Annotated in this window: 15 protein-coding genes; 8 read left to right on the forward strand and 7 right to left on the reverse strand. The window is 68.5% G+C overall.

Annotated features, from left to right (window positions below):
- Positions 1–135: 135 nt before the first annotated feature.
- The 5 genes from IAE60_RS03440 to IAE60_RS03460 all read left to right on the forward strand — a co-directional run bounded on the left by IAE60_RS03440 (position 136) and on the right by IAE60_RS03460 (position 3,059).
- On the forward strand, positions 136–807 hold the full coding sequence (locus IAE60_RS03440; RefSeq protein ID WP_185894659.1) for an energy transducer TonB: 672 nt from the start codon (positions 136–138) through the stop codon (positions 805–807).
- Between the two features lie 77 nt (positions 808–884).
- The gene (gene exbB, locus IAE60_RS03445; RefSeq protein WP_162109038.1) at positions 885–1,646 is read left to right on the forward strand and encodes a TonB-system energizer ExbB; all 762 of its coding nucleotides are present in this window, start codon (positions 885–887) and stop codon (positions 1,644–1,646) included.
- 45 nt (positions 1,647–1,691) lie between these two features.
- The gene (locus tag IAE60_RS03450; RefSeq protein WP_162109039.1) at positions 1,692–2,117 is read left to right on the forward strand and encodes an ExbD/TolR family protein; all 426 of its coding nucleotides are present in this window, start codon (positions 1,692–1,694) and stop codon (positions 2,115–2,117) included.
- Positions 2,118–2,120: 3 nt separating this feature from the next.
- Entirely contained in the window at positions 2,121–2,531 is a 411-nt protein-coding gene (locus IAE60_RS03455; RefSeq protein ID WP_162109040.1) for an ExbD/TolR family protein, read from the forward strand.
- Positions 2,532–2,663: 132 nt separating this feature from the next.
- Entirely contained in the window at positions 2,664–3,059 is a 396-nt protein-coding gene (locus IAE60_RS03460; protein WP_162109041.1) for an ExbD/TolR family protein, read from the forward strand.
- A gap of 23 nt (positions 3,060–3,082) precedes the next feature.
- On the opposite strand, the gene IAE60_RS03465 is transcribed toward IAE60_RS03460, so the two are convergent.
- The 3 genes from IAE60_RS03465 to cls form a co-directional block, all read right to left on the reverse strand.
- Positions 3,083–3,856: a pyridoxine 5'-phosphate synthase gene (locus IAE60_RS03465; protein ID WP_185894660.1), complete on the reverse strand. Its 774-nt coding sequence runs from the start codon at positions 3,854–3,856 to the stop codon at positions 3,083–3,085.
- Positions 3,853–4,116, reverse strand: coding sequence for a hypothetical protein (locus IAE60_RS03470; RefSeq protein ID WP_187573883.1), 264 nt, complete (start codon positions 4,114–4,116; stop codon positions 3,853–3,855). Before IAE60_RS03470 ends, IAE60_RS03465 begins: the two co-directional genes overlap by 4 nt.
- Before the next feature lie 64 nt (positions 4,117–4,180).
- Positions 4,181–5,635: a cardiolipin synthase gene (gene cls / locus IAE60_RS03475; protein ID WP_187573884.1), complete on the reverse strand. Its 1,455-nt coding sequence runs from the start codon at positions 5,633–5,635 to the stop codon at positions 4,181–4,183.
- Positions 5,636–5,690: 55 nt separating this feature from the next.
- Here cls and IAE60_RS03480 point away from each other — a divergent pair, with 55 nt between their 5' ends.
- Positions 5,691–6,779, forward strand: a complete 1,089-nt coding sequence (locus IAE60_RS03480; RefSeq protein ID WP_187573885.1) for a PA0069 family radical SAM protein — start codon at positions 5,691–5,693, stop codon at positions 6,777–6,779.
- 92 nt (positions 6,780–6,871) lie between these two features.
- Positions 6,872–7,405 (forward strand): nucleoside 2-deoxyribosyltransferase, encoded by a 534-nt coding sequence (locus IAE60_RS03485; protein WP_187573886.1) that lies wholly within the window; start codon positions 6,872–6,874, stop codon positions 7,403–7,405.
- A gap of 6 nt (positions 7,406–7,411) precedes the next feature.
- Here the strand turns inward: IAE60_RS03485 and IAE60_RS03490 are convergent, their stop codons facing one another.
- A complete protein-coding gene (locus IAE60_RS03490; RefSeq protein WP_162109046.1) occupies positions 7,412–8,125 on the reverse strand; it encodes a 2OG-Fe(II) oxygenase in 714 nt (237 codons plus the stop codon).
- Positions 8,126–8,153: 28 nt separating this feature from the next.
- Positions 8,154–9,185 carry a class 1 fructose-bisphosphatase gene (locus tag IAE60_RS03495; protein ID WP_187573887.1) on the reverse strand — a complete coding sequence of 344 codons (1,032 nt, stop codon included), beginning with the start codon at positions 9,183–9,185 and terminating at the stop codon, positions 8,154–8,156.
- Positions 9,186–9,281: 96 nt separating this feature from the next.
- Between IAE60_RS03495 and IAE60_RS03500 the strand changes: the two genes are divergently transcribed.
- The gene (locus IAE60_RS03500) at positions 9,282–10,517 is read left to right on the forward strand and encodes an MgtC/SapB family protein (protein WP_187573888.1); all 1,236 of its coding nucleotides are present in this window, start codon (positions 9,282–9,284) and stop codon (positions 10,515–10,517) included.
- A 100-nt stretch (positions 10,518–10,617) separates the two neighbouring features.
- Here IAE60_RS03500 and IAE60_RS03505 read toward each other — a convergent pair whose 3' ends face one another.
- A complete protein-coding gene (locus tag IAE60_RS03505) occupies positions 10,618–11,247 on the reverse strand; it encodes a response regulator transcription factor (RefSeq protein ID WP_187573889.1) in 630 nt (209 codons plus the stop codon).
- Entirely contained in the window at positions 11,244–12,350 is a 1,107-nt protein-coding gene (locus tag IAE60_RS03510) for a sensor histidine kinase (protein ID WP_187573890.1), read from the reverse strand. Before IAE60_RS03510 ends, IAE60_RS03505 begins: the two co-directional genes overlap by 4 nt.
- Positions 12,351–12,402: the final 52 nt, after the last annotated feature.

Here is a 12,402-nt window from a genome sequence, read left to right on the forward strand (position 1 = left end):
AAAATCCGTACGGATGATGGCACCGGAGCGTCGGATTGGTATAAGCTGAGGGTTCCGCCGGTGAAAACCTCACCGGCAGGGCCCAGAATCAACGAGGCGTCTAGGCGCCCGTATCAACCTTGAGTTAATTGGCGCATGGCTGAACAACTGGTCATCAACAGGTACCGGGAAGAAGAAGAGGACACCAGCCTCAACTGGCCCCGTATCATCGGTATTGCCTTCGTGATCGCGTTGCATGCAGCCGCCCTGCTTGCGCTGTTGATCCCGGCCGTCGCTCCCCCGGCGGAAAAGGAGCAGGAGCGCCGCACTTCGGTCGTCATCGTCGATGCGCCGCCCCCGCCGCCGCCGCCGCCGCCGCCGCCGCCGAAGCAGGACACGCCGCCGCCGCCGGTCAAGAACCTGGCGCCGCCCAAGACCACGCCGCTGCCGCCGCCGCCGGAAGCGCCGCCGGTCGACGTCGCCGAACCGCGTCCCACCGACATCGTGACGCCGCCCTCGCCCCCGGCTCCGCCGGCGCCGATCGCCGACGTCGCCGCCACGGTGGACATCTCGTCGAAGAACATGAACCCGCCGCGTTACCCGCCCGCCGCTGCGCGCGCCGGTATCGAAGGCACGGTCATCCTGATCATCGATGTGGATGCCAACGGCAACGTGACCAACGTGGCGGTGGAAAAGTCCAGCCGCAACCGCGATCTGGACCGCGCCGCGATGGAAGCCGCCCGCAAGTGGCGCTTCAATCCGTCGGTGGTCAACGGGCAGAAGGCCGCAGGCCGGGTCCGCGTGCCGGTCGATTTCAACATGGGGTGAGTGCGGCTTCCGCCCTCTTCCCGTTTAGTTCGTAACCCGCAACACTCTCAATCAACACTTATATAAAGGTAAGCGTCATGCTGCAGGAAACCCTTTTCGCCGCCGCCGCCGGGGGCACCAACGCCGCGAATGCCCTGTCGCAGATGGGCTTCGAGCACATGATCAGCGAAATGATCAACAAGCCCGGCGAATTCATCGTCTCCTGGGTCGTGCTGTTGACCCTGGTGATCATGTCCGCGATGTCCTGGTACTGGACCGTCATCAACGTGCTGCGCAGCACCCGCCTGAAGGGCCAGGCCGACCGCGTGACCAGCGCCTTCTGGGAAACCCCGAACGCGCAGGACGCCATCCGCCTGATGGAAGAACAGCCGAAGAACGAGCCGTTCTCCAAGATCGCCCTCGACGCCGCCCAGGCCGCCGCGCACCACCAGCGCGCCGAAGGTTCGGGCCAGGGCATGGGTGAAACCCTGAGCCGCTCGGAGTTCGTGGACCGCGCACTGCGCCAGGCCGTGACCCGCGAGAGCACCAACCTGCAGGGCGGCATGACGCTGCTGGCCACCGTCGGTGCGACCGCGCCGTTCGTGGGTCTGCTGGGTACGGTGTGGGGCATCTACGGCGCCCTGATCCGCATCGGTGCGACCGGCCAGGCCTCGATCGACGCCGTCGCCGGCCCGGTGGGTGAAGCGCTGATCATGACCGCCATCGGTCTGTTCGTCGCCATCCCGGCCGTGTTCGCCTACAACTTCTTCAGCAAGACGAACGCGGCCGTCATCGCCAAGTTCGATACGTTCGCGCACGACCTGCACGACTTCTTCGCCACCGGCTCGCGCGTTCGCTGAGCCGGCGGTACAAGCAGTCAACGCAACGTTTAGACGGAGCCCGTCATGGCTTTCAGTAGTGGTAATAGCGGTGGCCCGATGGCCGAGATCAACGTCACGCCCCTCGTGGACGTGATGTTGGTGCTGCTGATCATCTTCATCATCACGGCGCCGCTGATGTCGCACAAGGTGAAGATCGAACTGCCCGAGGCGAACCTGGTCCAGGACAAGGACAAGGAAGCGCCCAAGACCCCGCCGATCACCATCTCCGTGAAGGAGAATGGCGACCTGTTCTGGGGCGACGAGCCGGTCAGTAAGGAAATCCTGGAATCGCGCCTGTCCAGTGCGGCCCAGCTGCAACCGCAGCCGAAGCTGAACCTGCGCGGCGACAAGACGACCAAGATGGGCACCATCGCCGAGGTCACCAAGATTGCCCAGAGCCAGGGCATGCTGGACATCGGCTACGTGGCCACGAAAGAGAAGGGGCAGTAAGCCATGGCATTCAGCAGTGGTGGAAGCAAGGGTCCCATGGCCGACATCAACGTCACGCCCCTAGTGGACGTGATGCTGGTGCTCCTGATCATCTTCATCGTGACCGCTCCGATCATGACGTACCCGATCGAAGTGGCCCTGCCGCAGCGCGTGATCAACCCGCCGCCGCAGGTGCGCGAGCCGCCGCCGCCGATCGACCTGCGGATCAACGCGGACGGTACCGTGTACTGGAACAACAGCCCCGTGAACGTGGCCGACCTCCAGCGGAAGATGGAAGACGAAGTGCAGCGCGATCCGACCAACCAGCCGGAGCTGCGCATCGAAGCGAACTCGGAAGCGCATTACGAAGTGATGGCCAAGGTCCTGGCCGCCGCCAAGAACGCGCAGATGATGAAGATCGGTTTCGTGCAGTAACCCTGACGCGCAACTTACCTTTGAACGCCGCCCACCCGGGCGGCGTTTTTTATTGGGCCGCCCCACCCCTATTGCGGCGGTGCGGGGACGGGCGTAGCGTCGGGGGTACGGTCCCGACAGAGGAGGTGTGCCATGGCGTTCTCCGCTCCCGCAAGCCGTCGTGAACTGGCCGAGATCAACATCACCCCCCTGGTGGACGTGATGCTGGTCCTGCTGGTGATCTTCATGGTCACCGCGCCGCTGCTGTCCCGCCCCATCGACGCGCAGCTGCCACAACCCGTCCCGGATGCACAGCGCGTACCTCCGAACGACCTGGTCCTCAAGCTCGGGCTGGCCGGCGACTACACGCTGGACGACCGCCCCGTCTCGCTGGCCGAACTGCGCGTTCGTCTGGAAGACGCACGCATCGCCGATCCGGAGACGGTCCTGCAGGTGGAGGCCTCCGCCGGCGCCGACTACCAGCAACTGGTCAGCGCACTGGCACAGGCGCACGCCAGCGGCATCGGGCACATCGTGATGAGGGACTGACCGGCACCGGCCGCGGGAGATACTCAGCCGCGGCCACCGCCCGCCTGCGTCCCGCGCAGGATCTGCAGGTAGGCCTTCACGGTCGCATCGAGTCCGGCGTACAGCGCTTCGCCGATCAGGGCGTGGCCGATGGACACCTCGAGTACCCCCGGGACGTTGGCCACGAACATGCCCAGGTTGTCCTGGCTGAGGTCGTGCCCCGCGTTGACGCCCAATCCCAGGGCCTGCGCCTGGCGTGCGGTCGCGGCACAGCGGGCCAGCTCGGTGGCCGCGTCGCCGCGGGCGGCGGCTTCGGCAAAGGGGCCGGTATAAAGCTCGATCCGGTCCGCGCCCATCCGTGCCGCCTGCTCCAGGCCTTCGCAGCCGGCGTCGACGAACAGGCTGACCCGGCAGCCCATGGCCTTCAGCTGGGCCACGAGCGGCTGCAGGCGCGCGCCGTCGCGTGCGAAATCGAAACCATGGTCGGACGTGATCTGGCCGTCGTCATCCGGTACCAGGGTCGCCTGCGCAGGGCGTACTGCCTCGCACAGTGCAAGGAAGCCGGGATACCCCGCGCGCGGCGGCGCGAAGGGGTTGCCCTCCACGTTCAATTCCACCCCGTGTTCGCGCGTCAGCGCCGACAGCGCATGCACGTCGTCGCTGCGGATGTGCCGTTGGTCCGGACGCGGATGAACGGTGATGCCATGCGCGCCGGCCGCCAGGCAGGCCCGCGCCGCGCGCACGACATCCGGCTCGTTGCCGCCACGGGAATTGCGCAGAACCGCGATCTTGTTGACGTTCACGCTGAGCTGGGTCATGGCGCGGGAGGCTCGGCGGGAGGCGTCGCGCTCGCGCGCCGTGCTTCGGCGATCTCGCGCAGCCGGCGCAGTTCCGCCGGGTCGATCATCATCGAAGGATCCTGGCTGCCCTCGCCGGCGCGACGCGCATACCAGCCCATGATCCACACCACGAACAACACCAGCGACGCCAGCAGGGCGACCACCATCACCGGCGTCGAGGTGACCGTGAAACCGACATACAGCGCGCCCACCGCCATCAACAGGAAGAGCCAGTGCATCATCCACCCCCGGGTTGCTGGCGGCATCTTAACGCCTCGGCCGCAGGCCAAAAACCGCCGTGCTTCACAGCAACGGCGACAGCAGGCGGGCCAATGCCTCGGGCAGGCGGTGCCGCCACAGCGAGCGGTCGCGCTGCACCTTCACCGGCTCGCACGCGGCGATCTCGCCCTCCAGCCATTGCGCCAGCGTGCCCGCCACCCCGCGGTCGCGGAACATCATGGAGATCTCGAAGTTGAGGCGGAAGCTGCGATGGTCGAAGTTGGCGCTGCCGATGATGGCCAGCCCGTCGTCGCAGAGCATCGCCTTGCTGTGCATCATGCGCGGGCCGTACTCGTACACCTTCACGCCCGCGGCGATGAGCTCGTCGAAATACGAACGCGCCGCCAGCGTCACCAGGCGCGAATCGCTCACCTTCGGGACCACCAGGCGCACGTCCAGTCCGCCCAGTGCCGCCGACGTCAGCGCCATGCGTGCGGCTTCGCCCGGCACGAAATAGGGCGTGACCAGCCATACGCGCTGTTTCGCCTCGTGGATGGCCGCCACCTTCATCCGGTGGATCGGCTCCCACGCCGAATCCGGCCCCGACACCAGTGCCTGCGCGGCGATGCCTCCGCGGATGTTGGCGTCGGCCGCACTCCACAGCCGTGTGCCCTGGAAGTCCTTGCGCTGCTGCCCGGTGGCGTACACCCAGTCCTCCACGAACACCTGCTGGATGCTGCGGACGATCTCGCCCTCCAGCCGCAGGTGCAGGTCGCGGTAGGCGTCCCCGCGCAGGGACTCGTCCTCGTCGTCGGTCACGTTGATGCCGCCGGTGAAGGCGATGCGGCCATCGACCACGACGATCTTCCGGTGCGTGCGCAGGTTGAGCCAGGGCCGGGTGAAGGGCCGGAACCGGGTCGGGTGGAACCAGGCGTACTCGCCGCCGGCGTCCACCAGCGGCCGCAGGGCGCGTTTCTTCAACCGGTTGGAGCCCACCGCGTCGAGCAGCAGGCGCACCTTCACGCCTTCACGCGCCTTCGCCGTCAGCGCCTCCAGCACGCGCTGGCCCGTCCTGTCCCCGTTGAAGATGTAGTACTCCAGGTGGATGTGGTTCTCGGCCGCCGCGATCGCATCCAGGATGGCCTGATACGTCGCACATCCGTCCACCAGCTGCTGCACCGACGTCGCCGACGAGGGCGGAAGACCGGTGATCTTCTGCGCGAGCATCGGCAGCTCGGCACTGTTGCCGTCGGTGGGCGCAAACACCTCGTAGCGGTCCAGGCCCGCTCGAGCGCGCGTGCGGCGCAGCTGGTGGCGCTTGATGCGCTGGGGGCCAAGCAGGAAGTAGATCAGGTAGCCGATGTACGGCAGCAGGGCCAGCGACAGCAGCCAGCTGAGGGTGGCCACCGGCTCCCGCTTCTGCAGGACGATCCAGGCGCACAGCGGCACCAGGTAGAGCAGCCACGCGCCGGTGATCCACCACTGCAGGTGCGGCAGCGAGCCGAGGACGTCGCGGAGGGTACCGAGGGCATCGTGCATACGCCGATTCTATGCGGTCGCCGGGCTTGCGACGCGGGCGGCGTAAGCTGCGCCGATGACGACGCGCACTCGACCGGGCATCAAGGGACGCGGTTCCACCGGCTACCTGCCGGGCCGCTTCTCCGTGACCACGGCGGACGCGGTCGACGATGGCTGGCATGACGCCGACACCGAGGGCGACCCGTCATCGTCTCCGCAAACCGAGCTGCACGAGGAAGTCGCGCGCAGCGTCATCACCCGCAACTCGTCGCCCGACATCCCGTTCGAGCAGTCGCTCAACCCCTACCGGGGCTGCGAGCACGGATGCAGCTATTGCTTCGCGCGTCCGTCGCATGCCTATCTCGACCTGTCGCCCGGTCTGCATTTCGAAACCCGGATCTTCGCCAAGACCAACGCGCCCCAGATCCTGCGCCAGGAGCTGTCGAAGCGGGGCTACCAGCCCAGCCCGATCTCGCTGGGCATCAATACCGATGCCTACCAGCCGACTGAACGCAAGCTGCAACTGACCCGCCGTATCCTGGAAGTGCTGGCGGAGACGAAGCATCCGGTTTCGCTGATCACCAAGAATGCGTTGATCGAACGCGACCTGGACCTGCTGGCGCCGATGGCACGGGAGAACCTCGTGCACGTCTACCTCTCGATCACCACGCTCGACAATGGCCTGTCCTCGCGGCTGGAGCCGCGTGCGTCCGCGCCGCACAGCCGCTTGAGGACGGTGGCGCGGCTCAGCGAGGCGGGCGTGCCGGTGGGCGTGATGTTCGCCCCGGTGATTCCCTGGGTGAACGACCACGAACTGGAAGCGGTGCTCGAAGCATCGCGCGATGCAGGCGCCACGGCGGCGGGCTACGTGCTGCTGCGCCTGCCGCACGAAGTCGCGCCGCTGTTCCGCGACTGGCTGCAGACCCACCTGCCCGATCGCGCCGCGCACGTGATGAGCACTGTGCAGCAGCTGCGCGGCGGCCGGGATTACGACAGCCGCTTCGGCACCCGCCTGCGCGGCGAGGGCGTGTACGCCGACCTGCTGGCGCGGCGGTTCGCGCTGGCGTTGAAGCGCTTCGGCTTCGAAGGACGGCGCCATCCTCCGTTCGACTGCACGCGCTTCGTGCCGCCCCGTGCCGCATCGCCACAGGGCGAGTTGTTCTGACGCCGGCGATGGCACCACTGCGACGATCGGTCACGCGGCGGCCCGCCGACGGGCAGGGACAATCCACTCTCCCCGCCCTGCGCCTCCTGCCGATGATCCAGTCGCTCTACCTTGCCGGCCCCGACATCTTCCGCCCCGATGCCGCCGCGCGCGGCGAGCAGCTCAAGGCGCTGTGCGCACGCCATGGTTTCGAGGGCCTGTTCCCGCTGGACGCCCAGGTGGCCGGCCACGCCACCGGCGATCCGCTGGAGACCGCGCGCTGGATCTACCGTGCCGACATCGGCCTGCTCGGCGCGGCCGATGCGGTGCTGGCGAACCTGGATTTCTTCCGCGGTGCCGAACCGGACAGTGGCACCTGCTTCGAAGTGGGTTACGCGATCGCCCGCGGCAAGCCGGTCTACGGTTACGTGCCCGAAGGCGGCAGCCTGGCAGAGCGTATCCGCCGGCGCTGCCCGGAATACCTGGGCGAAGACGCCGGCAACGACATGCAGGGCTGGCAGCTGGAGGAGTTCGGCCTGCCGCTCAACCTGATGCTCGCCGTGCCCTGCGTGATGGTGGTGGGCGATGCCGAAGCGGCATTGCAGCGCCTGCGTCGCGACCTGGACGCCCGGCACAGGGTCGCCTGAGCCGCGTCAGCGGCCGCCGTACAGCCGTTCGGCACGCTGGAACAGGATCCAGCTGGTCGCGATGTACTTGTCGCCGCCCACGGGGCGGTTGCCGCGGTGCGTGTGGGTGAACGCGGTCGGGGCGATCAGCAGGCTGCCGGTGCGCGGTGCGATCTTGCGCTGCTGGTGGAAGAATTCGGTTTCGCCCGCCTCGAAGCCATCGTTGAGGTAGAGCGTCCACAACACGTGGCGGTGCAGCGGCTCCGCATCGGCGCCCTTGGGGAACAGCTCGCAATGCCAGTAGGGATAACCGCCTTCGCCCGCCGGATAACGCTGCAGGTTGATCCGGCCCGGCACGAACACCGCCATGATCAGCCGCATCAGCGCATCGTCGTCCATGCCGGCGACGTCCTCGTAACCGAGGCGGCGCAACTGCCCGTCCTCGCCCGGCTGCTGCAGCATCAGCGGTGCGATCAGGCTGAAGGGATAGGTGCGCAGGTACTGCTTCAGCCCGGCGAGCACGGCCAGGTTGAGCCGCTGTTCCACGTCGCGCCAGTCGGCCTGCCCGCTGATGCTGATGTCGCGGCTGTGCTTGAGCTCCGGATGGTGACCACCCCCGACCTGTCCCGGCCGGTCCTGCCGGCTGGCGTCGAAGCGCGCCACGATGGCGCGGCAGGTCGCCGCGTCCAGCGCGTCGTGGTAGACCTCGATGAAGTCGGCAGGATGCGGATGCGGCGTCATGGCCGGATTCTAGCCGCCCGCGTCGCGGTCAGGCGGCGGCGGTGTCGTGGGCCCGGTGATAACCGACGGCCGCCTCGACTTCCTTCTTCGATCCGAGGAACACCGGCACGCGCTGGTGCAGCTGGGTCGGGCGCAGCGACAGGATGTCCTCGCGCCCGGTGCTGGCGGCGCCGCCGGCCTGCTCCACCAGCAGGCCCATCGGATTGGCCTCGTACATCAGGCGCAGCTTGCCGGCCTTGCCCGGGTCCTTGCGGTCCCAGGGATAGATGAAGATGCCGCCGCGGGTCAGGATGCGGTGCACGTCGGCCACCATGCTGGCGATCCAGCGCATGTTGAAGTCCTTGCCGCGCGGACCTTCGCGACCGGCGAGCAGGTCGGTGACGTAGGCCTGCATCGGCGCTTCCCAGTGGCGCTGGTTCGACATGTTGATGGCGAATTCCTTCGTTTCCTCGGGAATGCGCATGTCGCGCTGGGTCATCACGAACGCACCCTGCTCGCGGTCCAGGGTGAAGGCGTGCGTGCCGTTGCCGGTGGTCAGCACCAGCATCGTGCTCGGGCCGTAGATGCAGTAGCCGGCGGCCACCTGTTCCCGACCCGGCTGCAGGAAATGCTCGTCGCCCGGCGTGGTCACGCCGTCCGGGCAGCGCAGCACCGAGAAGATGGTGCCGACCGAGACGTTGACGTCGATGTTCGAGCTGCCGTCCAGCGGGTCGAACAGCAGCAGGAAGCCCCCGCGCGGGTAGGCGTCCGGGATCGGCTGGCTGTGGTCCATTTCCTCCGAGGCGCACGCGGCCAGGTGGCCGCCCCAGGCATTGGCCTCCAGCAGGATGTCGTTGCTCAGCACGTCGAGCTTCTTCTGCGCCTCGCCCTGCACGTTGCCGGTGCCGGCGTCGCCCAGCACGCCGCCCAGCGCGCCCTTGCTGACCGCGATGGAGATGCTGGTGCAGGCGCGGGCCACCACCGCGATCAGCTGGCGCAGGTCGGCGCTGATGCGGCCCGCGCGCTGTTCTTCGATCAGGTAACGGCTCAGCGAGACGGCGGACGGAGCGGAAGCGGGCATGATGGAGTCCACGGCGAAGGTGCGCGCATTGTCCGGGTTGAAGAGACCAATGCAAGACCATTCGCTATGCTCACGGTCGACGACAGGAACGACGCGATGGACGAAACAACTCCGGAAACCTGGCTGGCGCTGTCCTCGGCGCTGGGCCTGGGCCTGCTGATCGGGCTGGTGCGCGAGCGCCGCCCGGGGCGCGCGCATGCCATCGCCGGCCTCCGCACGCATGCGCTGGTGGCCCTGGCCGCCGCGGTCGCCATGTCGCTCGGTGTCCCCGTCCTGCTGGTGGCGCTGGCGCTGACCGGCCTGCTCGCCGCCATGGGCTACCGCGCCACGTCGGCGGACGACCCGGGCCTGACCAGCGAGGTGACGCTGGTGCTGACCTTCCTGCTGGGCGCGATGGCCATGCGCACGCCCGCACTGGCCACGGGGCTGGCGGTGGTGGTGGCGGTGCTGCTGTACGCCAAGGAGCCGCTGCACGAGCTGACCCGCGAGACCTTCAGCGAGCGCGAGGTGTTCGATGGTCTGCTGCTGCTGGCGTCCGCCCTGGTCATCCTGCCGATCCTGCCGGACCGACCCATCGGCCCCTACCAGGCGATCAACCTGGCCACCATCTGGAAGCTGGTGGTGCTGGTGATGGCGGTGAGCGCACTGGGCCACGTGGTCCTGCGCGTGATCGGCAATCGCTGGGGCCTGGCGGCGGCGGGTTTCTTCGCCGGCTACGTGTCGTCCACCGCGGCGACCATCGGCTTCGGCCAGCGGGCGAAGGAAACCCCGTCGCTGCTGCGCTCCGCGGTGGCTGCCGCGCTGCTGTCCAACCTCGCGTCGCTGAGCCTGTGCGTGCCCATCCTGTGGGCCGTGTCGCCGCCGCTGGTGCGCGGCCTGCTGCCGGAGCTGGGCGTCATCGGTGCGGTCCTGCTGGCCGGCGGCCTGCTGGGCCTGCATCGCGGCGAGGACGATGCGGTGAAACCGCCGACGTCGGAGAGCCGCATGTTCCGCTTCGGGCAGGCGCTGGGCTTCGCATTGCTGGTCGCGGCATTGACCTTCGTCGCCGCCGCACTGGCCGCCTGGATCGGCCCGCGCGGTGCGATGGCCGCCGCCGCGCTGTCGGCCGTGGCCGAACTGCACGCGGCCGTGGCCACGCTGGCCAACCAGTTCGCACGGGGCGGCCTGGAGGCCACCGAGGCGCGCGGGTGGATGCTGGCGCTGCTGGCCGCCAGCCTGATCGCGAAGTCGGTGATCGCCTGGGTCAGCGGCGGGGCGGCCTATGGCTGGCGGGTGTCGGCGGGGCTGATGGCGGCGCTGGCAGCGGGGGCGGCCATGGTGGTGGTGTTCTGAATGTCGTGATGCTGTTGTGGGAGCGACGTAAGTCGCGAAGGGGACCAGCAAGAGCTTCGCGACTTACGTCGCTCCCACGAAAAGCGGCTCCGCGCAGCCTTCAAATGATCCGCAGCGTGATGGCCTTCAGCACGGCGCGGGTGCGGTCGCGGGTGCCCAGCTTGTCGAGGATGGTGGACACGTAGTTCTTGACCGTGCCCTCGGCGAGGAACAGCGTGCGCGCGATTTCCTTGTTGGAATAGCCGCCGGCCAGCAGGCGCAGGATCGCGACCTCGCGCTCGCTGAAGGTGTCGCTGGGTGGGACCTCGTCGCGGAAGCGGAAGCGCGCGCGTACAGGATCGGTGCTGACCGGCTGCAGCAGCGTCTCGCCGCCCGCCACGCGGCGGATGGCATCGTGCAGGTCCTCCGGTGCGGCGTCCTTCAGCAGGAAGCCCTGTGCACCGGCATCGGTCGCGCGCAGCAGCAGGTCGCTGTCGTCGAAGGTGGTGAGCAGCAGCACCGGCGTGCGGTCGCCGCGTTCGCGCAGCTTGATCAAGGCCTCGATGCCGTCCACGCCCGGCATGCGGATGTCGCTCAGCACCGCGTCGACGGGCTGCGTTTCCAGCTTCGCCAGCAGGTCGGCGCCGTCGTCGGCTTCGAACACCACCTCCACCTGCTGCGCCTTCAGCAGGGCGCGCAGCCCGGCGCGCACCAGGGCCTGATCGTCGGCCAGCGCCACCCGTACGCTCATGCGGGCAGCCTCACATCCAGGCGCAGGCCACCGCTCGCGCTGCTCCCCAACTGCATCTCGCCGCCGAGTGCGGCGACACGTTCACGGATCCCCGACAGGCCGTTGCCCTCGTGGATGCGGCCCTTGAGCCTGCCGTCGTCTTCGATGTGCAGGTGCATGCCCGCGTCCTCGTTCTTGAGTGAAACCGTCAGCGTGTCCGCGTTCGCGTGGCGGGCGGCATTGGTCAGGCACTCCTGCACGATGCGCAGCAGCGATTCGGCCATCGCGGGGTCGTCGACCTTCACGCCGTCGGCGATGGCCAGCCGCAGCGCGGGTCGGGGCAGTGGGGCCGCCAGCGCACGGATCGCCGTCTGCAGGTCCAGCCCGCGCGCATCGCGCAGGGCCTGCACCACGCTGCGGATGTCGTCCAGCAGTTCGGTGGAGAGCTGCTGCGCGATGCGGACCTCGTCGCGCGCGGCGAACACGGGGTCGCTGGCGAGCGCGCGCAGGTTGAGCTTCATCGCGGTGAGTTTGTGGCCGGCGACATCATGCAGCTCACGCGCCACGCGCAGGCGTTCGGCATCGCGCGCGCTGTCGGCCAGCAGGGCACGCGTGGCCAGCAGGTCCGCATTCACCAACGCCAACTGGTCGCGGGAATCCTCTGCGCGGCGGGCGTAGTGCACACACAGGCCGGCAAGCGCCTGGAAGCCGATGTTGATCAGCGTCATCGTCAGGGGCGCGCCGAACCGGTGGTGCACCATCAGCAGGTAGAACGCCACGTTCAACACCAGCGCGGCGCCCACGACCCCGCGTGGCGACAGCACGTTCACCGCGCACGCCACCCAGACCACCAGCAGCACCTGCGCGGTGCCCACGCGCGGCGTCAGCCAGGCCAGCAGCAGCGCCAGGCAGGCCATCGCCCCCAGGGCGATCCGACGCGGCCGTTCCCAGGTGTCCGGTGCCAGGGCGAACAGGAGGAATCCCAGCGCGTAAGCCGCCAGCGCGGCGGCCGCGGCTGGCAGCACCTCCGCCGGCAGGAAGCGCAGGCCCAACGACACCGCCGCCAGCGTGAACACGCCGGCCAGGGTCATGGGTTCGCGAAATCGGGTCAGGGCGGTCCACATGCGCCCATGCTGTCGCCTGCCTCGCGCCGGGGCAATGGCCCCGGCGCAAGTG

This window comes from Pseudoxanthomonas mexicana, assembly GCF_014397415.1.
GTDB classification, from domain to species: Bacteria; Pseudomonadota; Gammaproteobacteria; order Xanthomonadales; family Xanthomonadaceae; genus Pseudoxanthomonas_A; species Pseudoxanthomonas_A mexicana.

What these genes read in the sequence shown, in the direction of transcription:
- IAE60_RS03440 (WP_185894659.1), top strand. Translation starts at nt 136, where the DNA reads ATGGCTGAACAACTGGTCATCAACAGGTACCGGGAAGAAGAAGAGGAC.
- exbB (WP_162109038.1), top strand. Translation starts at nt 885, where the DNA reads ATGCTGCAGGAAACCCTTTTCGCCGCCGCCGCCGGGGGCACCAACGCC.
- IAE60_RS03450 (WP_162109039.1), top strand. Translation starts at nt 1,692, where the DNA reads ATGGCTTTCAGTAGTGGTAATAGCGGTGGCCCGATGGCCGAGATCAAC.
- IAE60_RS03455 (WP_162109040.1), top strand. Translation starts at nt 2,121, where the DNA reads ATGGCATTCAGCAGTGGTGGAAGCAAGGGTCCCATGGCCGACATCAAC.
- IAE60_RS03460 (WP_162109041.1), top strand. Translation starts at nt 2,664, where the DNA reads ATGGCGTTCTCCGCTCCCGCAAGCCGTCGTGAACTGGCCGAGATCAAC.
- IAE60_RS03465 (WP_185894660.1), bottom strand. Translation starts at nt 3,856, where the DNA reads ATGACCCAGCTCAGCGTGAACGTCAACAAGATCGCGGTTCTGCGCAAT.
- IAE60_RS03470 (WP_187573883.1), bottom strand. Translation starts at nt 4,116, where the DNA reads ATGCACTGGCTCTTCCTGTTGATGGCGGTGGGCGCGCTGTATGTCGGT.
- cls (WP_187573884.1), bottom strand. Translation starts at nt 5,635, where the DNA reads ATGCACGATGCCCTCGGTACCCTCCGCGACGTCCTCGGCTCGCTGCCG.
- IAE60_RS03480 (WP_187573885.1), top strand. Translation starts at nt 5,691, where the DNA reads ATGACGACGCGCACTCGACCGGGCATCAAGGGACGCGGTTCCACCGGC.
- IAE60_RS03485 (WP_187573886.1), top strand. Translation starts at nt 6,872, where the DNA reads ATGATCCAGTCGCTCTACCTTGCCGGCCCCGACATCTTCCGCCCCGAT.
- IAE60_RS03490 (WP_162109046.1), bottom strand. Translation starts at nt 8,125, where the DNA reads ATGACGCCGCATCCGCATCCTGCCGACTTCATCGAGGTCTACCACGAC.
- IAE60_RS03495 (WP_187573887.1), bottom strand. Translation starts at nt 9,185, where the DNA reads ATGCCCGCTTCCGCTCCGTCCGCCGTCTCGCTGAGCCGTTACCTGATC.
- IAE60_RS03500 (WP_187573888.1), top strand. Translation starts at nt 9,282, where the DNA reads ATGGACGAAACAACTCCGGAAACCTGGCTGGCGCTGTCCTCGGCGCTG.
- IAE60_RS03505 (WP_187573889.1), bottom strand. Translation starts at nt 11,247, where the DNA reads ATGAGCGTACGGGTGGCGCTGGCCGACGATCAGGCCCTGGTGCGCGCC.
- IAE60_RS03510 (WP_187573890.1), bottom strand. Translation starts at nt 12,350, where the DNA reads ATGTGGACCGCCCTGACCCGATTTCGCGAACCCATGACCCTGGCCGGC.